Here is a 25,267-nt window from a genome sequence, read left to right as displayed (position 1 = left end):
TGGAAAATATGCAAAGTGTACGGCCAGGGAATCCAAAGAAAAGAGTAAGCCGTTTATTCAAAAAGACAATTGTGCCTCATATAATATTGGTGTTTTTTGGATTATTATTTTTATTTCCTTTCTTTTCACTTGTAATGACAGCCCTGAAATCACCAACTGAAATTTTCGAGCTTCCTCCTGAACTCTTTCCGAAAGTCTTTCATTGGGAAAATTTCAAGAGAGCATTTGAAGCAATGCCATTCTTTATGTACCTGAAGAACACCTTGTTTCTTTGCATTGTAAATATTGTAGGGTATCTAATATCCGCACCGCTGGTTGCCTATTCCATATCAAAAATCCAATGGAAAGGGAAAAAGCCGCTGTTTTTAATCATCATCGCCACGATGATCCTTCCTCCAGAGGTGACAATGATACCGGTTTATATTATTTATTCAAAGCTGGGCTGGATCAACACGTACCTGCCTTTAACCATTGGAAGTCTTTTTGGAGGGTCATTTAATATTTTTCTAATCAGACAATTTATGATGGGTATTCCGAATGAATTAATGGAAGCTGCCAAAATTGACGGAGCCGGTGAACTGCGAATCTATGGACAAATTATCTATCCATTATTAAAGCCTGTTCTGACAACCATCGCCATTTTTACTTTCACAGGCGTTTGGAATGATTTTATGGGGCCGTTAATCTACTTGAATAACCCTAATCTATGGACCATCTCTGTGGGACTTCAAGGATTCATGCAGGAGCATGGAGCCCAGTGGGAGCTTCTGATGGCTTCAGCTACCATCTTCACCATTCCATCAGTTCTGCTTTATTTTATCGGACAAAAGCATATCCTTAAAACCGGTTCTGCCTTTACTGGATTGAAATAAGAAAAGCGAAAGCGCCTTGTTCATCGGCGTACGGATTCCGTAGTCTTCGACTGAGATAAAGGATACACAGCGAGGAACGAGCTGATGTTGACTTATCGCAGGGAGTAGACGCAGAAATCCGCTAGCCGATAGGTGCTTTACTAAGACTATATTTCCTTCAAAGACAGGGTGTGATAACGATGTTTTCAGTTAACGGAAAGATTTATGGAATCTGTAATAAAATATACTATCTCGCATTCCTAAATATCATTTTCCTGCTGCATTGCCTGCCAATTGTGACAATCCCTTCCGCAGCAGCAGCATTATTCGGGGCTTCAAAAAGGCTGGTACAGGGTGACGAAGAGTTCCTCTTTAAAACGTACAGAGAAATGTTTAAAAAACATTTTACCAGGAGTCTGCTTACAGGTTTGTTCATGGCAGCGTTCGGTGCAGGCTTGCTCATCAATTTCCGCCTGCTTTCCCACATAAACACAGTTTTGAACCCTGTATGTTTCACCGGCTTATGCTTTATAGCCATATTTTTTGTCATCACGATGCTCTATCTCTTTTTAGTAATGGTAAGCCGAAGCAGCAGCTTAAAGCAATTAATCATCGATTCTTTTACCATAGGAGCTTATAAGCTTCACATGACCCTGCTAAATGTCATTGTGGTCGGTGCCGTGCTGCTTTTATCCTTGCGCTTCTCATTCCTGCTAGTGGTTCTGTCATTTAGTACATCTGCCTATATTACAGCTTGGTTTTTTAATAAAAAGGTTAAGCTTTTCCTGCATACCATTGACGAGCAAAAAGCGGAAGACACTAGAAAGAAGCCTTATATGATCCTTTAGTTTAGAGAAGGGAAAAACAAGCATTCACGCTGTTTTTTCCTTTTCTTTTTTAGGCTTTTTTCCTAAACCTATCTGCCAGGCAGGGAAAAGAAACCCTTCTCACCTTTTTTGCGTTCAGCAGAAAAACACTATAAGATTAAAGCAGGAATTCCGATAAAAATAAAGAAATACATATAATGATTTGAACTATACAAACACGAGAGGAGTTTTCAACTTGGAAAAGACCTTTGATAATAAAAAGGCAATTATAGATTTTATTACAAAAAATAAAGTTTCTTTTGAAAAAAAGCTATTATCAGAAGCTGTTAATGTGGCAGAAAAAATTAATGATATTTTAAAGAAAGGGAATATTAATCTCTTAAAAAATGCTGAGAGATTAGTGGCGTATGTTGTTCAAACAAATGAAAAGGATTTGACTGAATTCGCGAAACAGGAAGGGATCGCCTGGGCACAGCATGCACTCACTCTTTCATTTAAGCTGGAATGGGTACAGGCGATTAGGAGGACGATATGGGATTTCCTCTTTCAATTCGAAAAGGAACAAAAATATCCTAGCAGCCACGAGGATTTTTTTCAGCTTGAAAAGACCATTAACGACAGCATCGACCAGTTTTTGAATACTTTTTTTATTAGTTATTCAGATTACAAAGATGAATTAATAAACAAACAACGCAAAAATGTTGAACATCTCTCCGTTCCCGTTATCCCGATCAGCCAAACGACAGCCATACTGCCTTTGGTTGGCTTCATCGATTCGTACCGTATGCAAACCTTAGAAGAAAAGGTGTTAACAGATATCTCCAAATTTAAAATTCGTACCATCATTATTGATCTTTCAGGAATTACAGATATGGACGTAGATGTCATTGACCATTTTCATAAGATATTAGACGGCATTGATATGATGGGCTGCAAAGCGGTCATAACAGGCCTGCGTGCCGAACTCGTCAGGAAGATGATTCACCTCGGTATTTCCTTTAATGACAAAGCCGAAACCAAGGGAACACTGCAGCAAACGGTGAAAAAATTTATTATAGATTAAAGGCCGGAGGGAATTCTCCGGCCTTTTCCTGCGTCTTTTTGTTTTCCCATCATGCCCGTCAAAAGGCAGATGGTCAATTCCGAAAATGGCGAAGCTTGTAAAACCTCAAGAAATTGCTGATGATAACTTTGACAACAGAGTATACCGGAATCGATATGAGAATGCCGACAAAGCCATAGATAGAACCTGAGATTAACAAGATCAAAATAATGGTAAGCGGATGGATGTTCAGCCTGTTCCCCATGATAAGAGGGCTAATTAAATTCCCTTCCAGCTGTTGAACAATCAACAATACCACAAGAACCTTGATCGGCATAAAAGTGCCCTGCATAAAACCCATAAGCAATGCGGGAACCACCCCGATGAGTGCCCCAACAAACGGCACTACTGTCATACATGTCGCAAACAAGGAAACAATTAATGCATTATCCAGTCCAATAATAAGATAGCCGAGAAATAACAGGGCCCCATCGGTAATGGCGATGATAAACTGGCCAATGGTATAGGAAGAAAGGGTTTTATCAACCTCCTGCAATATTTGGCTGCCCTCTTCCTCATGTTCGGCAGGGATAAATTTCAATAAATAATGCTTTAATTTATGGTCGTCCTTTAAAAAATAAAATAATATAAACGGAACGATGATAAAAACAGTAGCAATACCCGCAACAGTCTTAACAATATCGACTATGTTCTGGCTGGCCTTCATGGAAAAACTGCTTAAATAGGTTGTCAGCTTTTGTTCTGCGACCTCTAATGAAACAAATTTAGCATTATTTCTTCCTATAATGCTGCTGGATTCAGATGAAAGCTGCTTGATCTTCTCCGGAAGGTGCTGGGACAGCTGCACGATCTGCTGATTGACAATTGTGCTTCCATATTGGACGGCAGCATACACCACTCCAATGAACACAAGAAAAATAAATAGAATGCTTCCCGTCTTTGGTATGTATCTTGATAATCCATTAACAAGCGGGCGAAGTAGATAATAGAGTGCTCCTGACACCAGTATCGGAAAGAATATAGCCGCTATCAGTTTTTGAAATGGCCAAAGAAAATAGTCAATCTTTCCAAATAAATAAATGATAATCAGGACGAGTATAGTTCCCACTGCATATTTAAAAAAAGGTTTATTTATCCACATGGCTGCACCCCTTGCTAACTTCCTTCCCTAGTTATTCCACTGATCCCAATCAATTAAACAGACCTTTGCCAGTGTTTTGAATAAAATTTTTTGACTTGCTTTCTTTTATAATACCATGCTTCTCCCTGGAGGAGCCTTTAATTTGCAGGATGTTTGGGGCAATAGAGCCGATAAAAAAATCACCCAATTTCTATTTCTCTTGATGCAGAAATAGAAATTGGGTGAAACTTCTTATCTTTCTTCTTTCAAAAATGTCTCCAGCTCTTCCACTTCACGAATAAGATCTGCTGAAAGATTTTCATGGCCGTCCTCTGTTACAAGGACATCATCTTCAATTCGAATTCCGATGCCTTCTTCCTCAATGTAAAGGCCGGGTTCCACTGTCAACACCATTCCCGGCTCAAGGACCCGATCCTTGTAAATACCGACATCATGTGTATCCAAGCCAAGGTAATGGCTGACACCATGGTAGTAATACTTGCTGATTTCTTCAGGCTTTTCTATCAGTCCAGCCTCTATTAAGCCTTCTGACAGGACTTTTTTGGTATGCTCATTTAAAGCGGTGAATTTCAGGCCGGGTTTAATGATGGCAGTCGTTTCCCTAAGTGCCTTCAGAACGATATTATAATAGAGCTTTTGTTTTTCCGTGAAGGATCCATTCACTGGAAAAGTATGGCTGATGTCTGCATTATAGTATTCATATTGTGCCCCAAGATCTAATAAGACAAGGCTTCCGTCCTCCACAAGGGCATCATTATCTTCATAATGAAGAACCGTACCATTTTGTCCGCTTGCGCAAATCGTATGAAAGGCATGGTGCTTTACCCCGTTGGTTTTTAACGTAAAATCAAAATATGCTTCTAATTGATTTTCTGTCATGCCAGGCCTTGCATTCCTCATTAAATTACGAATTCCATCCTGCGTAATGCGGATGGCTTCCTTGATTCTCTCCACTTCTTCCTCTGTTTTAAAAATCCTCATTTCACAAATTTCAGAATATACATTTCTGATTGCAACAGAAGGGTAACGGCTTTGAATCTCTCTCGCAAACTGGTGAGCAGGAGTAGAGGCACTGTTCCATTCGCGCTTTTCCAAATCAAGATACAGAGATTCTATCTTTCCTGAGGACAAAATCTTCGCCAATTGAGTTTCAAAGTCTTCAAGAAAATGAATGCCGGAAATGCCTGATGCTTCCTGGGCCTCTTCTTTTGTCATTCGTTTTCCAATCCATTTTTCCAGCACCGGATCTGCTTTTTCGATAAAAAGGAACTCCTCTATCGCATTATTTGTTTTGGCCAGAAGCATGATAGGCTTTGGCTGGTCGATGCCAGTTATGTAATAGAAGTTGCGGTTTGGCACAAAAGCATATAGCTGATCAGCTGAAGAAACCGGTGCTTCCCCTGCAAATAAAATCGTTAGGGACTGATTAGGCAGCTTTTCTGCCAGCCGTTTGCGATTATGTGTAAAAAAAGACGTTTTCATAGCGCGCCTCCATTCATTATTTTATACCCTTCTATTGTATTCAATTTTCAAGCAATTCTCTATTAAAATGTTTTATCATGGGTAAAAAGGATTCCTCTTTCATTAGGAAAATGGTACATTAAGTTTATACATACTATTTTCATATGACCTTTGTACATAGGTATTTGCAGAGGTGCTTTTTATATAAAACCTGTTAAGGCCTTTCAATTCAAGGCAGTTTTTCCCCGAGGAATTGCTTATATCTCCAACAAAGTAAAAAGAGTCTTACGGTTAGCCCCGTACGGGCATTAAGTTTTTAACACAGCATTCCCCCAAAAAAGATTAATCTCTGGGTTTAGGTATATATATTTAATTCAATGATAAAGCAGTATTTAAGAAAAGAGTTACTAAATCTTTCGGAGGGTAGTATAGAATGGATGCCAGTACAAACAAAGTGAATTACCGCGACCTTATTCCCCGCAAAAATGGTTTTGTATTCAAATTTATTAAGGTGGGAGAACACTTTATTCATACCTATACAGAAGGAGACTTTCATGACAGGATAGGTATATCACCTTCTGCCATTATCGGAAAAACCTTATTTGAGTTCCTCCCAGAAGAACAAGCCAAGCAAAAACAGCATTTTTATGAAATAGCCTGGAGCGGAAAAACTGTCAATTATGAAGGCAGTGTTAATGACTGCTTTTACATTGCTTCATTAAGCCCCCTCATTGTCGATTCTAAGGTAGTAGAAGTAAATGGAACCGCTATTGATATTACGGAAGAAAAGAAGAATGAACGAAAGATACAGGATATGGATAAGCTTTCGGTCATTGGCCAGCTGGCAGCAGGAATTGCGCATGAAATCCGCAATCCATTAACCTCCATCAAAGGATTTGCTCAGATTATCCAAGAAAGAGTAGATCAACCTGATGTAAAGACGTATCTAATCATTATGCTGGATGAGCTTGAGCGCATGAACCAGATTGTTACCGAATTTATGGTACTGGCAAAGCCTCATGAAATTATAGACATAAAAAAAGTGGACGTAAACAAGCTGATCAGGAGTGTCATCCAGTTTATGGAACCCCAGTCCCTCCTGAAAAAAATAAGGATTCTTACAAGCTTTGAGTGCTCTATCACCGCTTTCCTTGATGAAATTCAACTGAAGCAGGTACTGATCAACCTTCTGCAAAATGCGATGGAAGCGAGTGAGTCAACGAAGAATTGCATCGAGATCAAGCTTAAAAGCATTGATGACCAGCATTATTTAATTCAGGTAAAGGATCAGGGGCCTGGTATGCCGCTTGAGAAGCAAAACCGTTTGTTTGAGCCTTTTTATACTACCAAAGAAAATGGAACGGGACTCGGTCTTTTGATCTGTAAACAGATTATTGATGCCCATAAGGGGAGCATTGACATTATAAGCCGGCATGGCGAAGGAACCGTTGTGAATATTTTATTGCCAAAAGTATTTTCGTAAATTTACCGAGAGTGGAGCAATAAAAATCAATAAAAGGATACCTCTACACAGCATGTTCCTGCGGGGGTCTCGCTTCCGCTTCCATCAACTTTGGATTCGGTTCTTACTCCAGGCTCTAATTGAGATATGAGAGAGTGCTCTAGTCATCCTGCTGGTTGATTTACGCTGCAAGCACTCGCTTTCCGCGGGGCGGTTGCGGAGCCTCCTCGTCGCAGGCTCCTGCGGGGTCTCCGTAAACACGCTGATCCCGCAGGAGTCTCGTGCCTTTCACTTCAATCAGCTTGGATTCATTTCTTACTTCAGGATCTAACTGAATTATAGGGGCGTGCTCCAATCATCCTGCTGATTCAGACACTCACCTTCCGTGTAATTTTGTTTCACTACTAACTCAAAAGGCAGCTCTGCTGTCTTTTTTTTATTGTTATAATAGTATTTCTTTTTCTAAGAGGAGCCTCTAATATTCTAAAAAGTTTAAAAAGTAGAAACAATGGGTAAAAATCTTCCAGAATGTTTTCATCACGTATACCATTCCTTGGCGCTTCTATAATGAACATTACAAAGGAGGCAAGAAAAGGTGAAATTTTTTTCTGGCTTAGCCATTTTTCTTAGTATTATAGCTTTTTCTATGTGTGCACTAGTGGGATGGACTCTTACATACGGCCTTCCGGACTTCCTGGATAATGCCATCAATCAAAAGAACAGCAATGGGACTGCACAGGTTGTAGAGGCCGCAAGTCTCAGTTCTTATCTTTCTCAGGAAATAAAAAAGCTCTCAACCTCTCAAATTGAATATCTCAGCCTTCACGATCCCGAGTATACTCCAAAAACATTTATCAAGGTACTGAATGAAGATTTTAACCAAATCGTCGCCTGGGGACAGGTAAACGAAATGGACTGGCGCCAAGCTGATATGGATTCACGATTGGTAGCCGTTTACACCAACTATTTTCTTCAAAACAACAAATTAAAGGGAAAAGCCCTTAATGATGATTTTACAAAGCTGAATCAATATGCATTGTCTGTCATCCAGACAAAGGATAAAAATGCCATCATCATGGAGCATCGTTTTTTACATGACCTTGATAAAGCTCTCAATCACAATACATCCACCGATACCTATGGTGTGACCGAAACATACGGTAAAGGAAAGTAGCCATTGTCCAGAAATTATTCTATTATCTCCTTTTTACGGGAAGGCTCTTCTCGTAAACTTCGTTGCTATTGAACACAAAATATCATTGTAAATATATGTTCAGTAATAAAACTTGTTAATAGCACACGGAATAATCCTTTGTACGTAAAGCAGCAATCTTTGCGTAAACAGCCCATAGGAAAGGCGGTGGACCTCTTTGTCCGCCGCCTTTTTTAGTGCTTGCTGCACTGGACCTTCGTTTCAGATCTCACATGGCTGAATAGATGCTTTAGTCCCGCTGGATGTGAAAATATTCTTACTATTTTTGTTTAAGTAGGTGAAATATATGGTAAATGAACATTATCAAATCTAATTATTGTAGAGGTTAAAATGAGAGTAGGTAAACTGGAATTTTTGGGCTACATTGAAAACATGGATACTGCCTCCTTTAAAAAGTGCTATGAGGAGTATGAATACCTTTTATTTAAAACCGCTCTGCGGCTTACCGGAGATACAGCCCTTGCAGAAAATCTTCTTTTTACCGTTTTCCGCTTTTTATGGGAGACGCCTGAATTTATTCGCAGCTCACAGGACAAGTACATCTCTACAATTCTTGTTAAGCTGGCCAATGAAATATTTCAGGAGTCTATCTGCATGTCTCCTGTCTCGTATCAAAAGAAAACTGCAATGGAAAATAGAAGTATATAATGTAAGCATTTGTTCATTGCAAGACTCAAGACTCAAGCCGGGTGAAATTTTATTTGCTTATCCTTAAACAAAAACAGATACCGGCGTATATCCGGTATCTGTCTTATTGAAGTCTGTTTACGTATAAATTGCTTCCTTCATACAATAACTACATCCGTATGTTGTCCATCTTGGCGGCAATCTTGTAAGCTATTTACAACTTTTAATTTAAAAGTCTTATAACTATTTGAAAAACAGCCTTTGGCCTAAAGCTTATTGCTGACGATAATTTTTCCCTTTGGCGTTTGGCTTTCTGGTGTAGGTTCAAGGGTAATGGCAATCGTATCCCATTTATGTTTACCCGAATATTGGATAGTAAACGTCACAGCCCCCTCACCTGTTTGATCTGGCACAAAGGTTCCTGCACGATAAGGTTTTCCTTTTTCGAGAAGCCAGACCTGATAAACCTGCTTCCCTTTAACCTCGGGCAGCTTGCTTGCCTGGACCACAAGCTCTTTTGTTTGGCTTTGGTTTAGAATCATGGCCGTTGCATCAATGTTTTGATGGCTGGCAGCAGGAATAAGCGGCACTTTTTGATCCATTTGATTCACTTCTGCCACTTGCTTTTGATGTTCCTCATGGCTTTTTCCCGTCGTTAAAAGGTACATGTTGCCCGCCAATGAAAGAAGCAAAGCAGCGGCTAAGGCTGGCATGATCCATCTTCTTGGCCTTTTCTCCTTGGAGTCTTGAAGCTTTCTGTAAGCAGCAGGCGGCTCTTCAGCTTTCTCTGAGGTCTCAGACTGCACACCAGGCAGGTCTCCCAAAACACTAGCTTGCTTCTCGTCCGGAGCAGACGGCTGCTTCCCGCTTCCTGCTGATAAAATGTTTCCTAAAATGCGCTCCTTCATGCCGATTGGCGGTTCAACCGAATCCACAGTAAAAGGCAAATCCTCTGTTAAAGCCTCTAACTCTTTTAACTCTTCCCTGCACTCCTCACAGGTTAAAAGATGGTTTTCAAATTCTTTTCTTTCTTTTTCCCCTAATTGCTGATTAAAATAATCAATTAAAAGATCACAAACCTTTTTCTCAGTCATTCATCTGCACCCCCTTCTCCTCTTGCTTCAATTTTTTTCCTTAAATGCTTTAATGCCAGCCGAATTCTTCCTTTCACCGTTCCAAGCGGGATTTGGCAGGTATCTGCAATCTCTTTTTGTGACAGTGCTTGAAAATAAAACAATTGGATTATATCCTGCTGTTCTTTCCCCAAATCCTTGATGGCACTTTTCAAAACAGCCGTTTTTTCCTTCCATTCTGCCTGCTCCTCAATAGCAGGCTCAGAGCTTTTCAAGGTTTCCATTTCCCCTTCCTTGAAGCCATCCTCTTTCTTTTTCCTTATTTGATCTATACATACATTTCGGGTAATGGTCAGCAGCCAGGAGGTGAATTTTCCTTTGCTGGAGTCGTACATTCCCTTTTTGGTCCAAAGCTTGATAAAAACCTCTTGGACTACTTCTTCAGCTAAATCAGCCTGCCCTGTCATTTTATAAGTGAAGGAAAACAGGAGCCTTTCATAGCGTTCATACAGCTCGCGAAGTGCCTCCCTGTCATTCTCCGCCAAACGGTTATACAGCTCTATATCATTTGGTTTCATCATTCTCTCCTCATCAGGAAATACGTTTATTACAAGCATAACAAAGTAAAAATTTGAATGCGAATACGGAACTACTAAGCTAACGTTTTAAATGAAGAAAAAGATGACTTTTTTTAAAAAAATCATCTTTTTCTATTGATACGAAACTTATGGCATTTCCTTTGTATCCTTTAATGCCTCCTCCAGTACGACTAGTGCAAGGGCATGATCATCAATGACATAGGGAATTTCCTCCGGCTCTACCCATACACGCGTAGCTGATTCCAGCTCGCGCCGAAAAGGAAGACATTCTGTCACATCCATGCGGAAAAACGCCTGATAGCCCACCATTGGATATTTTCCGTTTGGATCAAACAAGGGGTTCTCATCGTGACTCACTTCTATAGAGCCGAGATATTGAATCGTGCCTTTCACATATCCCTCCTCAAATGCCTCCCTATGAAAAGCTTCTTCCGGTGTCTCCCCATTCTCCACATGGCCGCCGGGAAAATTAAATCCTCTCCCTTTTATGTATGCAAGGAGAATATTCTCCTTATAAAAACACACTCCGTGAACACTCGTTACGGGTTTCCCTTTTAAAGGAAAATGCCGTTTCCATGTCAGCTTGACTCTATGGCCGTTCCAATTTTCAATGATTTGCATATCATCTTTCCTTTCCGAAAATAAAGTGAAAGTGGAGAAGTGTTGAATTTTGGTAGTCTCCGAGATTGGCCAGTTTTTTTATTGGGTTAAACAGGGCTGGCAAATTTCAGAGCGAGAACCTTACGGCAGAACAACAAGAAGGACATTCTACACTATTTTGTCAGACCCTTTTCAAGCCCCGTTTTCAAATTTCACTTTCCATTCTCAATTTAACTTCTCTTTTCCTTTTAAAAAGACCTTTTTTGGTATAAAAAGGTGAGCCGTAACTGCAACCAGGGCAAATAGCGGAAACCCAGGACATGCGCACAAGCAGGAATGAACTCTTTATTTTATGTTTTTTTATTAATCGGGTAAAACAGGGGACTAATCGGGTAAAACAGGTATTTATACCTACTCATCACACAATAAAAAACGGCCCCCCGCATCCCAATTGGACGCATGGAGCCGTGTTTTTTAATTTCTCATGCAAAGTGGCAGGCTACAAAATGCCCGTCCCCAGCATCTCTCAAAAGCGGGACGCTTGAACGGCAGGTTTCCTGAGCCAGCGGGCACCGCGTATGGAAGCGGCAGCCTGCTGGGGGATTAGCCGGACTTGGTATGTCCCCTTTTAAAATGATTCGTTCTCTTTTAATTGTAGGATCCGGGATGGGAACCGCAGATAAAAGTGCCTTTGTATAAGGGTGGAGCGGTGCTGAAAACAGGCTTTCCCTCGGAGCCATTTCTACGATGGTCCCCAGGTACATAATCGCAATTTTTGAACACAGATGCTCGACTACACTTAAATCATGAGAGATAAATAGATAGGATATCCCCTTTTTCTCCTGAAGATCACTAAATAGATTAATAATCTGCGCTTGGATCGATACATCCAAAGCAGCCACCGGTTCGTCCGCCACGATGAAATCAGGATTTAACGCAATCGCGCGCGCAATCCCGATCCTTTGGCGCTGTCCCCCTGAAAATTCATGCGGAAACCGGTTTAAATGATACTCACTCAGACCGCAAAGCTCAAGCATTTCCAGAACCTTTTCACGGACCGTTTTTCTGGTTGCCAGCTTATGCTCAATCAGCGCTTCTCCTATAGACTCGCCAATTCTCATCCGCGGATTTAAGGAGCTGTATGGATCCTGAAACACCATCTGCATTTTCGGACGCCATTTGCGAAGCTCTTTTTTCGAAAGCTTATGCACATCCTCGCCATTAAATAAGATGCTTCCCTCTGTCTTTTCGGTCAAACGCAGAATCGCACGGCCTGTGGTGGTTTTGCCGCTGCCGGACTCTCCCACTAACCCGAAGGATTCCCCTTTTTCAATGGTAAAACTGATATCATCCACTGCTTTTACATGGCCGGCGGTTTTACCGAGAAGGCCATCTGTGACAGGAAAATATTTTTTCAGGCCTTTTACTTCTAATACTGGTGTACTCAAGGTGTTTTCACCTCCTCATATAAAAAACAGGCAACAGACTGGCCGTTTTCATCCTGTTTCAGAGCCGGCATTTTCACCCTGCAAATCTCCATGCAGTGCTCGCAGCGGTCATGAAAATAGCAGGAGCTCTCCAAATCAGCCAGGTTTGGCACCTGTCCAGGGATCGAATACAGCCTGTCTTTACGGCTGCCTAGTACAGGCTTTGATTTCAAAAGCCCCTTTGTATAAGGATGCTTAGGATTCTTAAATAACTCAAGGACAGGGCCCTGCTCAATGACCTTTCCTGCATACATGACGACAACATAATCCGCCATTTCGGCGACCACTCCAAGATCGTGCGTGATCATCAGAATGGACATATTAAATTCTTTTTTGATCCGGCGCAAGAGATCCAGGATTTGAGCCTGGATTGTCACGTCAAGAGCCGTTGTCGGCTCATCCGCAATCAGTAGCTGCGGGTTGCAGGAGAGAGCGATGGCAATCATAATTCTTTGCAGCATCCCGCCGCTTAGTTCATGGGGATAGGAATTCATGATTTCCTTTGCCCGCGGAATTCCTACAAGGGTAATGAGTTCAATGGCACGCTCGTACGCCTCGAGCTTGGTAACCGCCTCATGCTCCAAAATAGTTTCTGTAATCTGTTCCCCAACTGTAAATACTGGATTCAATGAAGACATCGGCTCTTGGAAAATCATCGAAATGTCTTTCCCGCGCAGTCTCTTCATTTCTTTTTTATCTAATGTCAAAAGGTCCTGTCCCTGATACAAGATCTCTCCCCCTGCAATTTCTCCGGGGGCAGAAACAAGCCGCATCATGGAAAGGGCCGTAACACTTTTACCGCACCCTGACTCACCCACTACACAGACGGTCTGGCCTTTTTCAATTTGAAAACTGACATCATCCACTGCTTTTACGGTACTCTCATCTGTATGAAAATATGTTTTTAACGATTTTACTTCCACTAAAGCCATGCATGATCACCTGCCATTCTGTTTTGGATCAAGGGCATCGCGCAGCCCCTCACCAAATAAATTCACTGCAATTACGGTCAAAAAGATGGACACACCTGGAGGAATCCACAGCCATGGACGTTTTTGGAAATCAATGATGGAATTGGCCGTATCAATCATATTTCCCCAGGACGGTGTTGGAGGAATAACCCCCATGCCTAAGAAACTCAATACCGATTCGCTTAAAATCGTTCCTCCTACACTCAAGGTTGCTACCACAATCAAAAGCGGGATTGTATTTGGCAGTAAATGATGAAGGATTTTTCTGCGGTCACTCAGGCCCAGCACCTCAGCAGCCTGCATATAAGCCTGCTCCCGAAGGCTCAAAATCTCTCCGCGTACCAGCCTGGCAAGACTTGGCCAGCCGGTTATGCTCAGCATAAACATGACCACATAAATTCGGTAATCGGATGGAACCTTCCAATCTGATAAAATAGCCCCCAGCACCAATAGAAGCGGAAGTCCTGGAATTGACATCAATACATCCGCTATCCTCATAATGATCTGGTCGACAATTCCCTGATAAAAGCCTGAAATGGCCCCCAGCAGCGAACCGAGTAATACAGACAGAAGCATGGAGAAAATACCGACCGTCAGGGAGATGCGTCCTGCCAGCATAAGTCGTGTCAGCACATCGCGTCCCAATTCATCTGTCCCCAGCCAGTGGGCAGCACTCGGCGGCTGCTTAATAATCATGACATCCGTATCATCTGAGAGATAGGGAGAGAAGAATGGGCCGATAAAACAGAAAAGGCACATGGCGATCAAAAAGATCAGGCTCACCATAGCAAGCTTGTTTTTTCTCAAGGCTCTAAGGGCATCTCTCCAGGGTGAGGAAATTCTGGTTTTATGGATTTTTAATTTTTTACGGTTTCTTACATCAGCTGCTGTTTGCATACCATACCCCTCCTTACTTCAAGCGGATTCGGGGATCCGCTACTGCATAAAATATATCCGCGAGAAAATTGGCCAAAATGGTGAGAAACGCAAGCAGCATGGTAAAGGCCATTAGAACAGGGTAGTCGCGGTACCCCAATGCGTCCATATACAAGTGTCCGACTCCCGGCCAGCTGAAAATTTGCTCTGTTATGATAGCGCCGCCAAATAATCCCGGCAGTTCAAAAGATAACAGCGTAATAGCTGGCAGCAGGGCATTTTTCAAAGCATGCTTGTAAACGACCTTTTTTTCATTTAACCCTTTGGCACGGGCCGTACGGACATAGTTCTGGCCAATGGCCTCAATCATGCTGGTCCGAAAATACCTCGTCAGCGACCCAACACTTATTGCCGTCAGGACAAAGACAGGCAGGATCATATGCTTCCCAACCTCCAGCACATATGCCAGTCCTTTGGTTGTACTTCCCACTTCCGTCATTCCGCCGACCGGAAGCCAATTTAGGTCAACGGCAAAGTATTTAATCATCAGCAGGCCGAAGAAAAAAGAAGGAAAGGCCATGCCGGCAAAAACAAAAAAGGTGACAATGCCATCAAACAAGGAATACTTTTTCTGAGCAGAATAGATTCCAATAATCAGCGCAATGGTCCACGTCAGGATTAATGTAACCACTGCAATAATAAACGAATTCCATATATACGTTCCCAAGAGGCTTGTTACTGGCTCCTGGAATTGGAGCGAGTACCCGAAATTCCCCTGGAGCACCCCTTTTAACCAGATAAAATAGCGGACAATAATCGGCTTATCAAATCCGTACAAGACTTTTAATTCATGGACGCGTTCCGGTGTAAGCCTTGGATTGGAATCGATAAAATCCCCAGGAATAAGCGAGAAAAGGAAAAAAATAATGATCGATACACCCAATAGCGTCGGAATCATCTGAATCAGTCTTCGGAGGAAATACTTTTTCATAAAATCTCACCCCTTATTAGAAAAGCATAAGCGCCTTGCCCATCGGCGTACGAATTCCGTAGTCTCCGACTGAGATAAAGGAAACTAGATGTTAACTTATCGCAGGGAGGAGACGGAGAAATCCGCTAGCCGATGGCGCTGGAGCTGGACAGTTAAATATTTTATTTGATAAAAAATTTTACGCTTATCCTTAAAAAAGGCTGACCGGTTAGAAACAGAATCCGCTTAGGAATCTGCCTCCGAACATCATTGGTCAGCCTCTTAATCTATTACTCTTTAATTGATATTTTCGGTAATGATGTAAGAATACCATTAAATGGATCTGGTTCAAGACCCTTTATACGCGAATTATAGGCAGCAAGCGCCTTGCGGTAATACAAGAAAATGTACGGCGGATCATCGCTGATTTCTTTATACAGCTGCTTATAGATTTCTTTCCGCTTCGCAATATCCAGCGTGCTGACACCTTCATTGATCAGCTGATCCACTTTTGGATTGGAATAGCCGCTTATATTCTGGCTGTTATTTGATAAAAATTCCTGAAGCGGTTCACTTGGATCAATAATTTGGGACGTTCTGACAGCTGCCAAATCGTAGTCCCCTTTATACGCCTTATCTAATAACGCATTGAAATCCACAATTTCAGGATTAAAATTAATCCCAAGCTTTTTAAAGTCTTCTTTGGCGATAGAAATGAAAATATCATTTCCGAGACCTGTAGTAGACGTTAAGTAAGAAATGGAAAGCTGCTTGCCATCCTTTTGGCGAATTCCGCCCGAGCCCACTTTCCATCCAGCTTCATCCAACAGCTGCTTCGCTTTTTTCAAGTTGTATTGATATGGGTTAACATCCGGTGTATACGCCCATGAAACCGGTGAAATCGGTTCATTTGCCACCATGCCGTTCCCCTGGAAGATAGCATTGACGATTTTTTGGCGCTCAAGTCCATAGATTAAGGCCTGAGTCACACGCTTATCCTTTAGGTACGGCTTTTTATGGTTGACCATAATATAGCCATAGTCACTGGAGGTATAGAGATCGAGATTGGCAAAACCGAGACCCTTTAATTGGTCCAGCGTGTCCTGGTCTGGCGTGAATCCATCATAGTCAGTTTCACCTGTTTGGAACAGCTGCACTTTTGTATCAGGTGAAGTCACTTTATAAATGAAATGCCCTACCTTTGGTTTTCCGGAATAAAAATGAGGGTTTGCTGTAAAATCGACTTCCTGGCCTGGCACATATTTATCCAATACGTATGGACCTGCCCCCATTGGTTTAGAGAACAATGGTTTTAGATAGTCAAGCTTCCCTTTTTTATATCCTTTTCCATAATAGTCCTTGGATAATACAGGACCGCCAATCAGCTCTAATGCCTGTGCATTTACTTTTGTAGTGGTAATTTTTACAGTAAGCGGATCGACAACCTGTATACCGGAAACGGAGGCTGCATTCCCTTTTTTATAGGCATCCGCACCTTTTATGTATGCTTGGGAAAGATCTGTGTCCCCATCGTAGGCTGGATCTAAAAGAAGTGTAAGTGTAAAGGCAACATCATCTGCCGTAAGCGGCTTTCCATTGCTGAAGGTTAATCCCTTTCTCAAGTGGAATGTATACGTTAAATTATCAGATGAGATATCCCAGCTCTGTGCGAGATCCGGTATCGGCTTGCCTGTTTTATCAAAGCTAATGAGCTGTTCAAACATAACGGAAGTGACATTTCCATCCCAGCCATTGTGGTAGAAGTATGGCAGAAATACGCCTCCCGGATTGGAAATGGCTGCTACGAAGGTATCTTTTCTGCTATTTGCCTGCGCTGGGCTCTTTGAAGGGTCTGACGCAAGGATAACCTGATCCTTCATTTTTTGAATATCAGTGCTTTTTGTTGCCTGTTGAGAATCTGACGCTGTGTTGCTGCTGCATGCCGCAAGCATAAGTGAGCTGCCTATGACAGCTGCAGATAACCACTTTATTTTCATAAAGCTCCCCCTCTATTCTTTCGGTTTACATTCAGGAAAGCGGTTCTCTTTTTAATCCCGACTATCCTTATGTGTTTTACGGATATTAATATTACTTGATGACTATGTAAAAATCAATATAAATTTCAATAATTTGGTTTAGTTTTCTTTTTCTGCTACAGATATAAACTTATTCCTACTCTACAAAAATAATACCCTCGAATAATCAGCAGACTATTTTATAGCATTAACGCACTAAAGGGGTCTGACCCCTTTAGTGCGTTAATGCAGAAAATCCCTAATTTCTTTTAGAGCCCTTTCGATCCTTAAATCTTATTTTCCAGCAGTGTGAGGATGGCACTCAATAAAATAATTGCCAGGATAAGGACAGCAATCCGTAATTTTTTATTCCGATCCTGCTTTCTTTTCATTTCCTCTGGCGTTAGCCATCGGTGTCGCGGCATGATTTTTAACCCCCGTATTTCCTTTTTCCCGTCCACTTCTTATTATATCGAAAAAATATTCGGTCTTTTTATATGCTGTTGTATTCATTTTTAATATAATTATTCAAAAATTCTCATAACGTTATACCCAGAAATATATGTATTATTTCCAAATAAGGATTAATTTACAATAATATAAAATACTGAACGAGCCCAGCTGATGATCTGCTCCTTCATGTTTAACAATTCTTTACACTTTCTTTACCTTTTCTTCATCATTCTTATCTACAATAAAGGAGTACAAAGTGATAGTGACCCCTCTCACTTAGTACTCCCTAATCATAATTACATTGCACCCTTTTTTATTGACCGAAAGGCTTACCCTTTGTCAGAACTATACCTATATCACTTCACCGTGCCGAATAAAAGAAGGAAAGCCTTTTGGTCAATTAAAATGAAAACCAATTATTTAGCCGCTTCTTCCACAAAATAACCAGCATATCTAAAAAAAGAAGTTCGTGCGAATATACAGCTAATTATTTTACAAATGATGCACATGCTTAGAAAAAACTAGTTTATTGCCTTCAAACATGGTATGATAGAAATACCATTTTTACTAATACCTTTTTAACCCCTGCTGTTCGACCGCAGGGGTTTTTTTTACCCCTATGCCCCTATTAAATTCTTCTGCAATTTTCTCTACCAAATCTCGAATGGCTTATTAGCCAACATCATCTTTATCATTCTCAAAAAACCATAAAAAAAAGGCCAAATGACTGGCCGCGTTAAGCTCTATTTCACATCTGAAGTAAAAACAAATTATAGATACAAAAAGATCGCAAAAAAGTGGCAAACCGTGCCAAAAAGAACGAAGATATGCCAAATCATATGATGAAACTTAAATCCTCTCCAAATATAGAAGATGGAACCCAGTGTATACAAAATGCCCCCTGCTACTATAAGCGCAATCCCTTGCCTGTCGACACCCTGCATGATAAATTTCCATACAAACATAATCGACCAGCCCATTGCCACATAAAGAATGGTAGAAGTAAATAAGTACTTTTTTACAAAAAAACACTTAAAAACCGTTCCAAAAACCGCAAGACCCCAGACAACACCAAACAGAGTCCAGCCCTGCCACCCTTTTACCACCATAAATAACAGAGGAGTAGAAGTTCCTGCTATAAAAAAGTAGATGGCGGAGTGATCCATAATTTCAAAGATATCCTTTGCCTTTCCAGCACGAAAAGAATGAACGAGAGTGGAAGATAGATACAAAAAAAACATCGTAGCGCCGAAGATTGTAAAGCTTACTATTTGCCACACATTGCCGTGAATACTGGAAAAAGTAATTAATAGGACAAGTGCTGCAATACTTAAAATCGCACCTACTCCGTGTGTAATGGAATTTGCAATCTCTTCTCCCTTTGTAAATGTATGAGTGTTTGCCAAGCTGCCATCCCTCCCAATTTCAGTTCCTTACATAAAGCTGTTTTCACATCTATTTCCGCAACGGGCGAATCCGTATGTTGTCTGTCTTCGTGGCATCTTTTTGTAGGCTATTCACACCTTGTAATACTAAAACTTAATTTCAAATCATTTTTTTGTCCATTAGCAACAAAGTTTACGAAAAGAGCCTTTATAAAATAACAACCATGTTAAAAAGAGCCAAACATAATAAAAAGGTGAAACTTCCTGCGAAGCATCACCTTTATGGTCATTTATGCTTTTTGTACATTTACTGCTTGAGGTCCGCGTGCGCCTTGCTCAACGTCAAATGTTACTTTTTGGCCTTCTTCAAGAGTTTTGAAGCCTTCACCTTGAATAGCTGAGAAGTGTACGAATACATCGTCTCCACTTTCGCGCTCGATGAAACCAAAGCCTTTTTCTGCATTAAACCATTTTACTGTACCATGTTCCATTTTTTCTTGCCTCCTAGTGCTTTAACACATAAATAGTAATATCGTTTTTATTTTACCCAATGTATAGAAATTTAAACAAACCTTTTTATTTCTAAACATTCAAATAAAAATAATTATCTTAATAATAGCATATTGGAGGAAAAAAAGCAATTTTTTTGAGGCAGGCATCCTACCAAATAGGAATTAAATCCCGTTCCTTAATAATTCAGTAATGATATTCTTTGCAACAATGGTAGAATTCATGGCCAATAAAATCATTCTCTGTACATTCGTTACCCCTTCACTCCTGTCAGAGCAATCCCTTCTACAATTTTTCGCTGGAAAATAAGAAAAACGATAATCATCGGGATAACAGCAAGAGTACTCATACCCATAATGGTATTCCATTGAATCCCCCCCGAATCACCAGTCGCATAAAGGGAAATTCCAACAGGCAGCGTCCTTAATTGTTCCGATGATATACAAATGACCGGCCACAGGTACGCATTCCAGTTTCCCAAAAACGTTATAATTCCTAATGCAGATAATCCCGGTTTTACCTGAGGAAGTGCCACACGCCACCAGATGTTAAATTCACTCATTCCGTCCATTCTGGCTGCATCCAGTAAATCATTCGGAATCCCCATCATAAACTGCCGCATGAGGAAAATACCAAATGCTTCTATTAAACCCGGGAACATGATTCCCAAATAGTTATCAATCAGATTCACTTTTGTTCCCATCATATACCATGGAATAACCAGCATTTCTGTTGGAATCATCATCGTGCTTAAAATCAAAATAAGGATGGCCTTGCCTCCCGGGAATGTATATTTTGCCAGCGTATAGCCAATCAGCGAATTAAACACTAAACTGCTAATGGTCACAACGGCACCAACGATGATGCTATTAAGATACCACTGCAAATAGTCTGTTTTCTGTAAAATGAACGTGTAGGCAGATAGATCAAGTTTTTTGGGCCAGAATGAAAAAGTATAAAAATCAGGAAGGCTTTTAAAGGAGGATACAACCATCCAAAGAAATGGAAACCCTACAACGGCCACTCCTGCAAGCAAAAAAATATGGATCAGCCAATATGGCCCTTTCCCTTTTTGCTTTTTCACCCTTCTCACCTCCTAATATTCATAGCTTTTATTGAGGATTTTCATTTGCAGGAGTGTCACCAGTAAAATAAAGATAAAGAGAACGACTGCAACCGCTGATGCATACTGCATATTAAAATCCTGGAATGCATTTTTGTACATATAGACCACCATGCTGATTGTACTGTTCAACGGACCGCCTGCATCTGCACTGCTTCCTCCTGTCAGGTTTTCAATTTGTGTAAAGGTTTGAAGCGCCTGAATAACACCCGTAACAGCCAAAAAGACGATCGTAGGATTTAAAAGCGGCAGCGTAATCCTCCAAAAGATTTTCCAGCCTCCTGCCCCATCCATCTGGGCGGCTTCATATAATTGTTTTGGAATCCCCTGGAGCCCTGCCATAAAAATCAGCATGCTGAATCCCATTGACTGCCAAATCATTACACCACTTACACACAGTAAGGCTTGCTTTGGATCGGATAGCCAGTTTTGTGGATGAATGCCTACTAAACCAAGAAATTCATTTAAGAAGCCGACATTCGGATCAAACATCAAACGCCAGACCCAGCTGACTGCTACAACCGAAGTAATGTAGGGCAAGAAATAAATCATCCGGTAAAACCAGCGGAAATGATGAACACGCTCGATGGCCAAGGCAATGATTAACCCCAGAGCCATTTGCACGGGAACAGTAATGATAACGTATTTAACTGTATTCCAAACCGCTTTACAAAACACCGGATCCTTCATGAGCTTTTGATAATTTACCAGCGTAAATCCACTTCCATCCTGGTGGGAAAAGGACATGGAAAAGGAATACAGGGTTGGTACAATACGCACACACAAGAAAAATAATAAAGGAATCGCTAAAAACGAGTAGGCAGTCAGAGCCCGCTTCGTTTTCAGCTTTAACGGCGGCAGGCTGTTCTTTTTTGTATACTTTTTCTTCATAACTTCGCTCACGGCAGACAAATTCAAGCCCTCCTTTCTTATTAAGAAAAGCGCAAGCGCCTTGCTCATCGGCGTACGGATTCCGTAGTCTTCGACTGAGATAAAGGAAACACAGCGAGGTCCTTCACGAGCTGTTGTTGACTTATCGTAGGGAGAAGACGGAGAAATCCGCTAGACGATAGGCGCTGGAGCTGGATAAAGACTTGCTTGGTTAAATGGATTCACTTTCTTATGCTCTTAAAAGAAACGCTTGGAGTATACTTCCAAGCGTCTTGTGAATTTTGCTTTTAAGTGATACTAAACAACAGAGTCCCGAGTCCCGCTTTATGCCATAACATTCTCCTCATAGCCCACACTTTTCCCGCAGAAAACTTCTTTTTCACAATCACCATGGAATCTAAGCTGAACCTATTTATCAAAGCCGGTCTTTAGTTATTTTGGAAATAATCATCCCGGATCTGTTGCTGCTCTTTAACGAGAGAGTCGAAGGTTTTATCAATAGGCTCGTTGTTTAATAGGATTTTATCAATTTGCGAAGACATGGAATCCCGTTCTTTTGCTTCATCCACAAAGAAGGTTGCATGAGCATATTTCAAGCCTGCAACAAACGGACCGTAAATAGGGTCGTTGTTGATTGTTTGGTCATTGGCAAAGGAAGCAGCTGCCGGGATTTCGCCCACATTTTTGAGCCAATCCTTCTGGGTATCATCTGAAATGAGGAATTTGATAAATTTCTTTGCGGCATCCATTTTTGCACCTGATACTCCCTTGGCAATGCCGTTCGTCCAATAGGAACCGAAGTTTGACTCAATCCCGCCCTCTTCTTTTACAGGAAGCGGTGCAACCCCCCAATTAAATTTTGCTGCATCCTTTATCGCAGCAATATCAAAGGAGCCATCGATAATAATGCCGGCTTTTCCTGCTTTAAACGCTGTATTATAATCTGTCAGGAAATTAGGCTCCCCGATTTTTTCTTTCTTCTCCATGTTGATCCAATACGTAAAGGCAGCCAGGCCACTCGGCGAGGAATTCCATTCTACTTTTTTTCCATCGGCGCTGAATGGTTCAACACCCCACTGGCGAAGGAGGACCTCTTCAAATGCATGATATCCCTGGCCATTTACATCCCAGGCAAAGCCTTCCTGCCCAAGCTTCCCATTACTGTCCCGCTTCGTCATCTTCTTGGCATCCTGAATCAGCTCATCCCAGGTTTTCGGAGGGGCATTCGGGTTCAAACCCGCTTGTTTAAACATGTCTTTATTGTAGAATAAGGCAAGCGACCGTACCGCGATTGGCAAAGTATAATACTGGCCGTTTATTTTTGATGCTTTAATCATTGGAATGAAGTGGCTTTCAATACTGGAGGTACTCATCAAATCCTGAGGTATGGGCTGAAGATAGCCTTGTTTTACATATTGAGGCAGCCAGCCGTAATAAAGGTTCATGATATCCGGACCTTTACCGGCATGCATGGCAGCAGCAACCTTTTGATTATATTGGTCATAAGGGAAATCCTGGGCAACGATTTTAATATTCGGATTCTCTGCTTCAAATTTTTTAATCAAACTATTCATCTCTGTAACTTTCGCAGGGAAGGTATACTGCCAATACGTGAGGGTTACCTTTCCGCCGGAAGAAGTGTCACTTTTTCCGCAGCCGGCAAGTACTAAACCGAGCGCAAGGACCACAACAAGAAATGTAAACACACTTTTTTTCAATGATAAAGCCCCCTTATTAAGTAAACTGAACGATATCCTTTCGATATGGTTAAGGATTACTTACTGATTTTCCGGGTAAAACCAGCCGGAAAGTGCCTCACATTAGGAACTTGCTGCACTCCGTCTCCTACAACGAACGTGAACGATTGGTATGCAGCATTACACTGATTTTGTATCATCATCTTCTTTATTCGAGTGGCCAAAGCCTTGTATCAGCTGATCAAGTCTTTGCGTACATTCATCAATCGAGTCTGCTTCAGCCTTGAGTGCTTTTATGTTCTCTCTTAGACGTTCCTTCCTTACAGCAATCCCCCGTTTCATTTCCTTCGGGGCAGGTCCGCCCGGGTGCGACCGAATTTGGACGAAATGGCCGGGATCCATCGCAGTACGAACCACTTCTTCCGGCAGATTCAATGGATAGCCCACCACTCCTGCTGCAGCCTCATCTACCAGGCGCGATGTGACATGGGTGGCATTCAACTCTCTTTCAAAGGAAATCCCTACAACCTTACTGGCAATTGAATGGGCGGTACGGAAAGGAATCTTTGTTTCTCTAAATATGGTGTCCGCTAATTCTGTAATAGCTGCAAAGCTTTCTTTTGCCCTCTTTTTTAATAGTGCTTCATTCACTTCAATGGTTCCGACGACTACTTTTGTTAAACGAAACACCTGGCTAATGAGGGCTAAGCTTTTCCATAAATAAGGCTGCAGATCATCCTCGGTATCGTTGATATCTCCATACGGAGTGTTATGCAGCATTTGCAGGACGGTTTGGGCATTGCCAATTCCGCTTGAACTCAATGCACGAATATGCTCCAGCGATACAGGATTTCTTTTTTGCGGCATAATGGAGCTTGTTTGGACATAAGGATCAGCAACTCGAATAGCAGAAAACTCCTGCGAGGACCACAATAAGAGATCCTGTGAAAAACGGCCAAGATTAATAAAAGCTAACTGAACAGCCGCTGCGGCTTCTCCTAAATAGTCAGCACCGCTAATCGAATCGTAGGCATTCTGGACGATGCCTTGAAAACCCAATAGTTCGGCTACCCTTATGCGGTCAATGGGAAAACCTGTCGTGGTAAATGCAGCTGCCCCGAGCGGACTCAGGTTACACGTATCATAAGCCGCCTTTAGTCTTTTAAAATCACGTTCCACTACATCGTACATTCCCAGGAGATAATGAGAGAATGTCATTGGCTGCGCCTGCTGCGTATGGGTATGCCCTAAAACAATCGTTTCTTTATAAGTATCGATGACCTCCAACAGGGTTTCTTGAAAGGCTAGAAGCTCCTTCATTGCACTCTGAAGCTGATCGCGGAGAACCATTCTATACATGGCTACACCCATATCATTCCGGCTGCGGGCGATATGAAGACTTCCGCCAATTTCACCAGCAGCGTCCATAATTTTACTTTCGACCAGAAAAAAAAGATCCTCATATTTCCCATCATAAGTGGATTGCATCAAGGTAACTTTATCTAATCCTTGAATCCCTTCTGCAATTTGAGCAGCTTCACTTTCCGGCAATATCCCTTGCTCCGCCAGCATAATAAGATGGGCTTTATGAATGGCTATCATCGGATCCAGCAAAAACCGTTTTGCCTGTTCATATGCCGGTGCTAATACAATCTCGGAATACGTAGCTCCTGGAAAGGCCCTTCCTTCTTTTTCAAAAATCTTCTCCTTAAAACTCAATTCACTGCCCCCTTTTAAAGGCTCTTCTAACCGGGAATGGACTGTGAGGAACGCACTAAACTTAATTTACTGTTACAGAAACGGAGGGAATAATGGCTTCATTCAGCTTCAAGCTTTCCTAAGGACCTTTTAAAAACTTCCTTATTAACCCATAATATATTCAATTGTTGTCCATGGAAGAATTTTATTTTTACGACAATATCTGTATGATTCATCCATTCAGATAAAATAAAAAAGCAGTCATCTGATAACG

Annotated in this window: 24 protein-coding genes; 6 read left to right on the top strand and 18 right to left on the bottom strand. The window is 41.5% G+C overall.

From position 1 onward, the window contains the following. The first annotated feature begins 8 nt into the window (after positions 1 to 8). The 3 genes from A5N88_RS18480 (at position 9) to A5N88_RS18470 (ending at position 2,741) form a co-directional block, all read left to right on the top strand. Positions 9 to 872 carry a carbohydrate ABC transporter permease gene (locus A5N88_RS18480; RefSeq protein WP_066270670.1) on the top strand — a complete coding sequence of 288 codons (864 nt, stop codon included), beginning with the start codon at positions 9 to 11 and terminating at the stop codon, positions 870 to 872. Positions 873 to 1,051: 179 nt separating this feature from the next. After that, positions 1,052 to 1,699, top strand: a complete 648-nt coding sequence (locus A5N88_RS18475; RefSeq protein WP_066268694.1) for a YesL family protein — start codon at positions 1,052 to 1,054, stop codon at positions 1,697 to 1,699. Positions 1,700 to 1,913: 214 nt separating this feature from the next. Next, complete coding sequence (locus A5N88_RS18470; protein WP_066268692.1) at positions 1,914 to 2,741, top strand: STAS domain-containing protein; 828 nt, start codon at positions 1,914 to 1,916, stop codon at positions 2,739 to 2,741. A gap of 73 nt (positions 2,742 to 2,814) precedes the next feature. Here the strand turns inward: A5N88_RS18470 and A5N88_RS18465 are convergent, their stop codons facing one another. Both A5N88_RS18465 and A5N88_RS18460 read right to left on the bottom strand, forming a co-directional pair. Then, positions 2,815 to 3,882: an AI-2E family transporter gene (locus tag A5N88_RS18465; protein ID WP_066268690.1), complete on the bottom strand. Its 1,068-nt coding sequence runs from the start codon at positions 3,880 to 3,882 to the stop codon at positions 2,815 to 2,817. 231 nt (positions 3,883 to 4,113) lie between these two features. Beyond that, a complete protein-coding gene (locus A5N88_RS18460) occupies positions 4,114 to 5,364 on the bottom strand; it encodes an aminopeptidase P family protein (RefSeq protein WP_066268689.1) in 1,251 nt (416 codons plus the stop codon). Positions 5,365 to 5,776: 412 nt separating this feature from the next. Between A5N88_RS18460 and A5N88_RS18455 the strand changes: the two genes are divergently transcribed. After that, positions 5,777 to 6,826 carry an ATP-binding protein gene (locus A5N88_RS18455; RefSeq protein ID WP_066268686.1) on the top strand — a complete coding sequence of 350 codons (1,050 nt, stop codon included), beginning with the start codon at positions 5,777 to 5,779 and terminating at the stop codon, positions 6,824 to 6,826. Positions 6,827 to 6,986: 160 nt separating this feature from the next. Here the strand turns inward: A5N88_RS18455 and A5N88_RS25100 are convergent, their stop codons facing one another. Continuing rightward, positions 6,987 to 7,160 carry a hypothetical protein gene (locus tag A5N88_RS25100; RefSeq protein ID WP_232317595.1) on the bottom strand — a complete coding sequence of 58 codons (174 nt, stop codon included), beginning with the start codon at positions 7,158 to 7,160 and terminating at the stop codon, positions 6,987 to 6,989. 240 nt (positions 7,161 to 7,400) lie between these two features. Between A5N88_RS25100 and A5N88_RS18450 the strand changes: the two genes are divergently transcribed. Further along, a complete protein-coding gene (locus tag A5N88_RS18450; protein ID WP_066268685.1) occupies positions 7,401 to 7,979 on the top strand; it encodes a hypothetical protein in 579 nt (192 codons plus the stop codon). Between the two features lie 369 nt (positions 7,980 to 8,348). Beyond that, complete coding sequence (locus tag A5N88_RS18445) at positions 8,349 to 8,666, top strand: RNA polymerase sigma factor (RefSeq protein WP_066268684.1); 318 nt, start codon at positions 8,349 to 8,351, stop codon at positions 8,664 to 8,666. A 245-nt stretch (positions 8,667 to 8,911) separates the two neighbouring features. On the opposite strand, the gene A5N88_RS18440 is transcribed toward A5N88_RS18445, so the two are convergent. From A5N88_RS18440 to argH, 15 genes are all read right to left on the bottom strand, one after another. Beyond that, positions 8,912 to 9,739 (bottom strand): anti-sigma factor domain-containing protein, encoded by an 828-nt coding sequence (locus A5N88_RS18440; RefSeq protein WP_066268683.1) that lies wholly within the window; start codon positions 9,737 to 9,739, stop codon positions 8,912 to 8,914. Next, a complete protein-coding gene (locus tag A5N88_RS18435; protein ID WP_066268681.1) occupies positions 9,736 to 10,299 on the bottom strand; it encodes an RNA polymerase sigma factor in 564 nt (187 codons plus the stop codon). The genes A5N88_RS18440 and A5N88_RS18435 overlap by 4 nt, the downstream gene beginning before the upstream one ends. 144 nt (positions 10,300 to 10,443) lie before the next feature. After that, entirely contained in the window at positions 10,444 to 10,938 is a 495-nt protein-coding gene (locus A5N88_RS18430) for an NUDIX hydrolase (protein ID WP_066268679.1), read from the bottom strand. A 461-nt stretch (positions 10,939 to 11,399) separates the two neighbouring features. Further along, entirely contained in the window at positions 11,400 to 12,365 is a 966-nt protein-coding gene (locus A5N88_RS18425) for an ABC transporter ATP-binding protein (protein WP_066268677.1), read from the bottom strand. Next, entirely contained in the window at positions 12,362 to 13,336 is a 975-nt protein-coding gene (locus A5N88_RS18420; RefSeq protein ID WP_066268675.1) for an ABC transporter ATP-binding protein, read from the bottom strand. The genes A5N88_RS18425 and A5N88_RS18420 overlap by 4 nt, the downstream gene beginning before the upstream one ends. 6 nt (positions 13,337 to 13,342) lie before the next feature. Continuing rightward, positions 13,343 to 14,272: an oligopeptide ABC transporter permease gene (gene opp4C / locus A5N88_RS18415; protein WP_066268673.1), complete on the bottom strand. Its 930-nt coding sequence runs from the start codon at positions 14,270 to 14,272 to the stop codon at positions 13,343 to 13,345. Positions 14,273 to 14,285: 13 nt separating this feature from the next. Further along, positions 14,286 to 15,242 (bottom strand): ABC transporter permease, encoded by a 957-nt coding sequence (locus A5N88_RS18410; protein WP_066268671.1) that lies wholly within the window; start codon positions 15,240 to 15,242, stop codon positions 14,286 to 14,288. A gap of 269 nt (positions 15,243 to 15,511) precedes the next feature. Next, entirely contained in the window at positions 15,512 to 17,218 is a 1,707-nt protein-coding gene (locus A5N88_RS18405) for an ABC transporter substrate-binding protein (protein ID WP_066268670.1), read from the bottom strand. Between the two features lie 305 nt (positions 17,219 to 17,523). Then, complete coding sequence (locus A5N88_RS25095; protein WP_157090721.1) at positions 17,524 to 17,661, bottom strand: hypothetical protein; 138 nt, start codon at positions 17,659 to 17,661, stop codon at positions 17,524 to 17,526. A gap of 798 nt (positions 17,662 to 18,459) precedes the next feature. Further along, the gene (gene trhA, locus A5N88_RS18400; RefSeq protein WP_066268667.1) at positions 18,460 to 19,095 is read right to left on the bottom strand and encodes a PAQR family membrane homeostasis protein TrhA; all 636 of its coding nucleotides are present in this window, start codon (positions 19,093 to 19,095) and stop codon (positions 18,460 to 18,462) included. A 269-nt stretch (positions 19,096 to 19,364) separates the two neighbouring features. Beyond that, positions 19,365 to 19,565, bottom strand: coding sequence for a cold-shock protein (locus A5N88_RS18395; RefSeq protein ID WP_066268666.1), 201 nt, complete (start codon positions 19,563 to 19,565; stop codon positions 19,365 to 19,367). A 272-nt stretch (positions 19,566 to 19,837) separates the two neighbouring features. Then, positions 19,838 to 20,668 (bottom strand): carbohydrate ABC transporter permease, encoded by an 831-nt coding sequence (locus A5N88_RS18390; RefSeq protein WP_066268664.1) that lies wholly within the window; start codon positions 20,666 to 20,668, stop codon positions 19,838 to 19,840. A gap of 12 nt (positions 20,669 to 20,680) precedes the next feature. After that, positions 20,681 to 21,610 carry a carbohydrate ABC transporter permease gene (locus tag A5N88_RS18385; RefSeq protein WP_232317640.1) on the bottom strand — a complete coding sequence of 310 codons (930 nt, stop codon included), beginning with the start codon at positions 21,608 to 21,610 and terminating at the stop codon, positions 20,681 to 20,683. 416 nt (positions 21,611 to 22,026) lie between these two features. Beyond that, positions 22,027 to 23,316 (bottom strand): extracellular solute-binding protein, encoded by a 1,290-nt coding sequence (locus tag A5N88_RS18380; RefSeq protein WP_066268662.1) that lies wholly within the window; start codon positions 23,314 to 23,316, stop codon positions 22,027 to 22,029. A gap of 159 nt (positions 23,317 to 23,475) precedes the next feature. Beyond that, positions 23,476 to 25,014, bottom strand: a complete 1,539-nt coding sequence (gene argH / locus A5N88_RS18375; RefSeq protein WP_066268660.1) for an argininosuccinate lyase — start codon at positions 25,012 to 25,014, stop codon at positions 23,476 to 23,478. Positions 25,015 to 25,267 lie beyond the last annotated feature (253 nt).

Source organism: Heyndrickxia acidicola (assembly GCF_001636425.1).
GTDB lineage: Bacteria > Bacillota > Bacilli > Bacillales > Bacillaceae_C > Bacillus_AE > Bacillus_AE acidicola.
Note: the sequence above shows the minus strand (reverse complement) of the source record. Positions and strands in the feature narration are given on the sequence as shown.

Coding starts and splice junctions, on each gene's coding strand:
- A5N88_RS18480 (WP_066270670.1), top strand. CDS start 9: ATGCAAAGTGTACGGCCAGGGAATCCAAAGAAAAGAGTAAGCCGTTTA.
- A5N88_RS18475 (WP_066268694.1), top strand. CDS start 1,052: ATGTTTTCAGTTAACGGAAAGATTTATGGAATCTGTAATAAAATATAC.
- A5N88_RS18465 (WP_066268690.1), bottom strand. CDS start 3,882: ATGTGGATAAATAAACCTTTTTTTAAATATGCAGTGGGAACTATACTC.
- A5N88_RS18460 (WP_066268689.1), bottom strand. CDS start 5,364: ATGAAAACGTCTTTTTTTACACATAATCGCAAACGGCTGGCAGAAAAG.
- A5N88_RS18455 (WP_066268686.1), top strand. CDS start 5,777: ATGGATGCCAGTACAAACAAAGTGAATTACCGCGACCTTATTCCCCGC.
- A5N88_RS18445 (WP_066268684.1), top strand. CDS start 8,349: ATGAGAGTAGGTAAACTGGAATTTTTGGGCTACATTGAAAACATGGAT.
- A5N88_RS18440 (WP_066268683.1), bottom strand. CDS start 9,739: ATGACTGAGAAAAAGGTTTGTGATCTTTTAATTGATTATTTTAATCAG.
- A5N88_RS18435 (WP_066268681.1), bottom strand. CDS start 10,299: ATGATGAAACCAAATGATATAGAGCTGTATAACCGTTTGGCGGAGAAT.
- A5N88_RS18430 (WP_066268679.1), bottom strand. CDS start 10,938: ATGCAAATCATTGAAAATTGGAACGGCCATAGAGTCAAGCTGACATGG.
- A5N88_RS18420 (WP_066268675.1), bottom strand. CDS start 13,336: ATGGCTTTAGTGGAAGTAAAATCGTTAAAAACATATTTTCATACAGAT.
- opp4C (WP_066268673.1), bottom strand. CDS start 14,272: ATGCAAACAGCAGCTGATGTAAGAAACCGTAAAAAATTAAAAATCCAT.
- A5N88_RS18410 (WP_066268671.1), bottom strand. CDS start 15,242: ATGAAAAAGTATTTCCTCCGAAGACTGATTCAGATGATTCCGACGCTA.
- A5N88_RS18405 (WP_066268670.1), bottom strand. CDS start 17,218: ATGAAAATAAAGTGGTTATCTGCAGCTGTCATAGGCAGCTCACTTATG.
- A5N88_RS25095 (WP_157090721.1), bottom strand. CDS start 17,661: ATGCCGCGACACCGATGGCTAACGCCAGAGGAAATGAAAAGAAAGCAG.
- A5N88_RS18395 (WP_066268666.1), bottom strand. CDS start 19,565: ATGGAACATGGTACAGTAAAATGGTTTAATGCAGAAAAAGGCTTTGGT.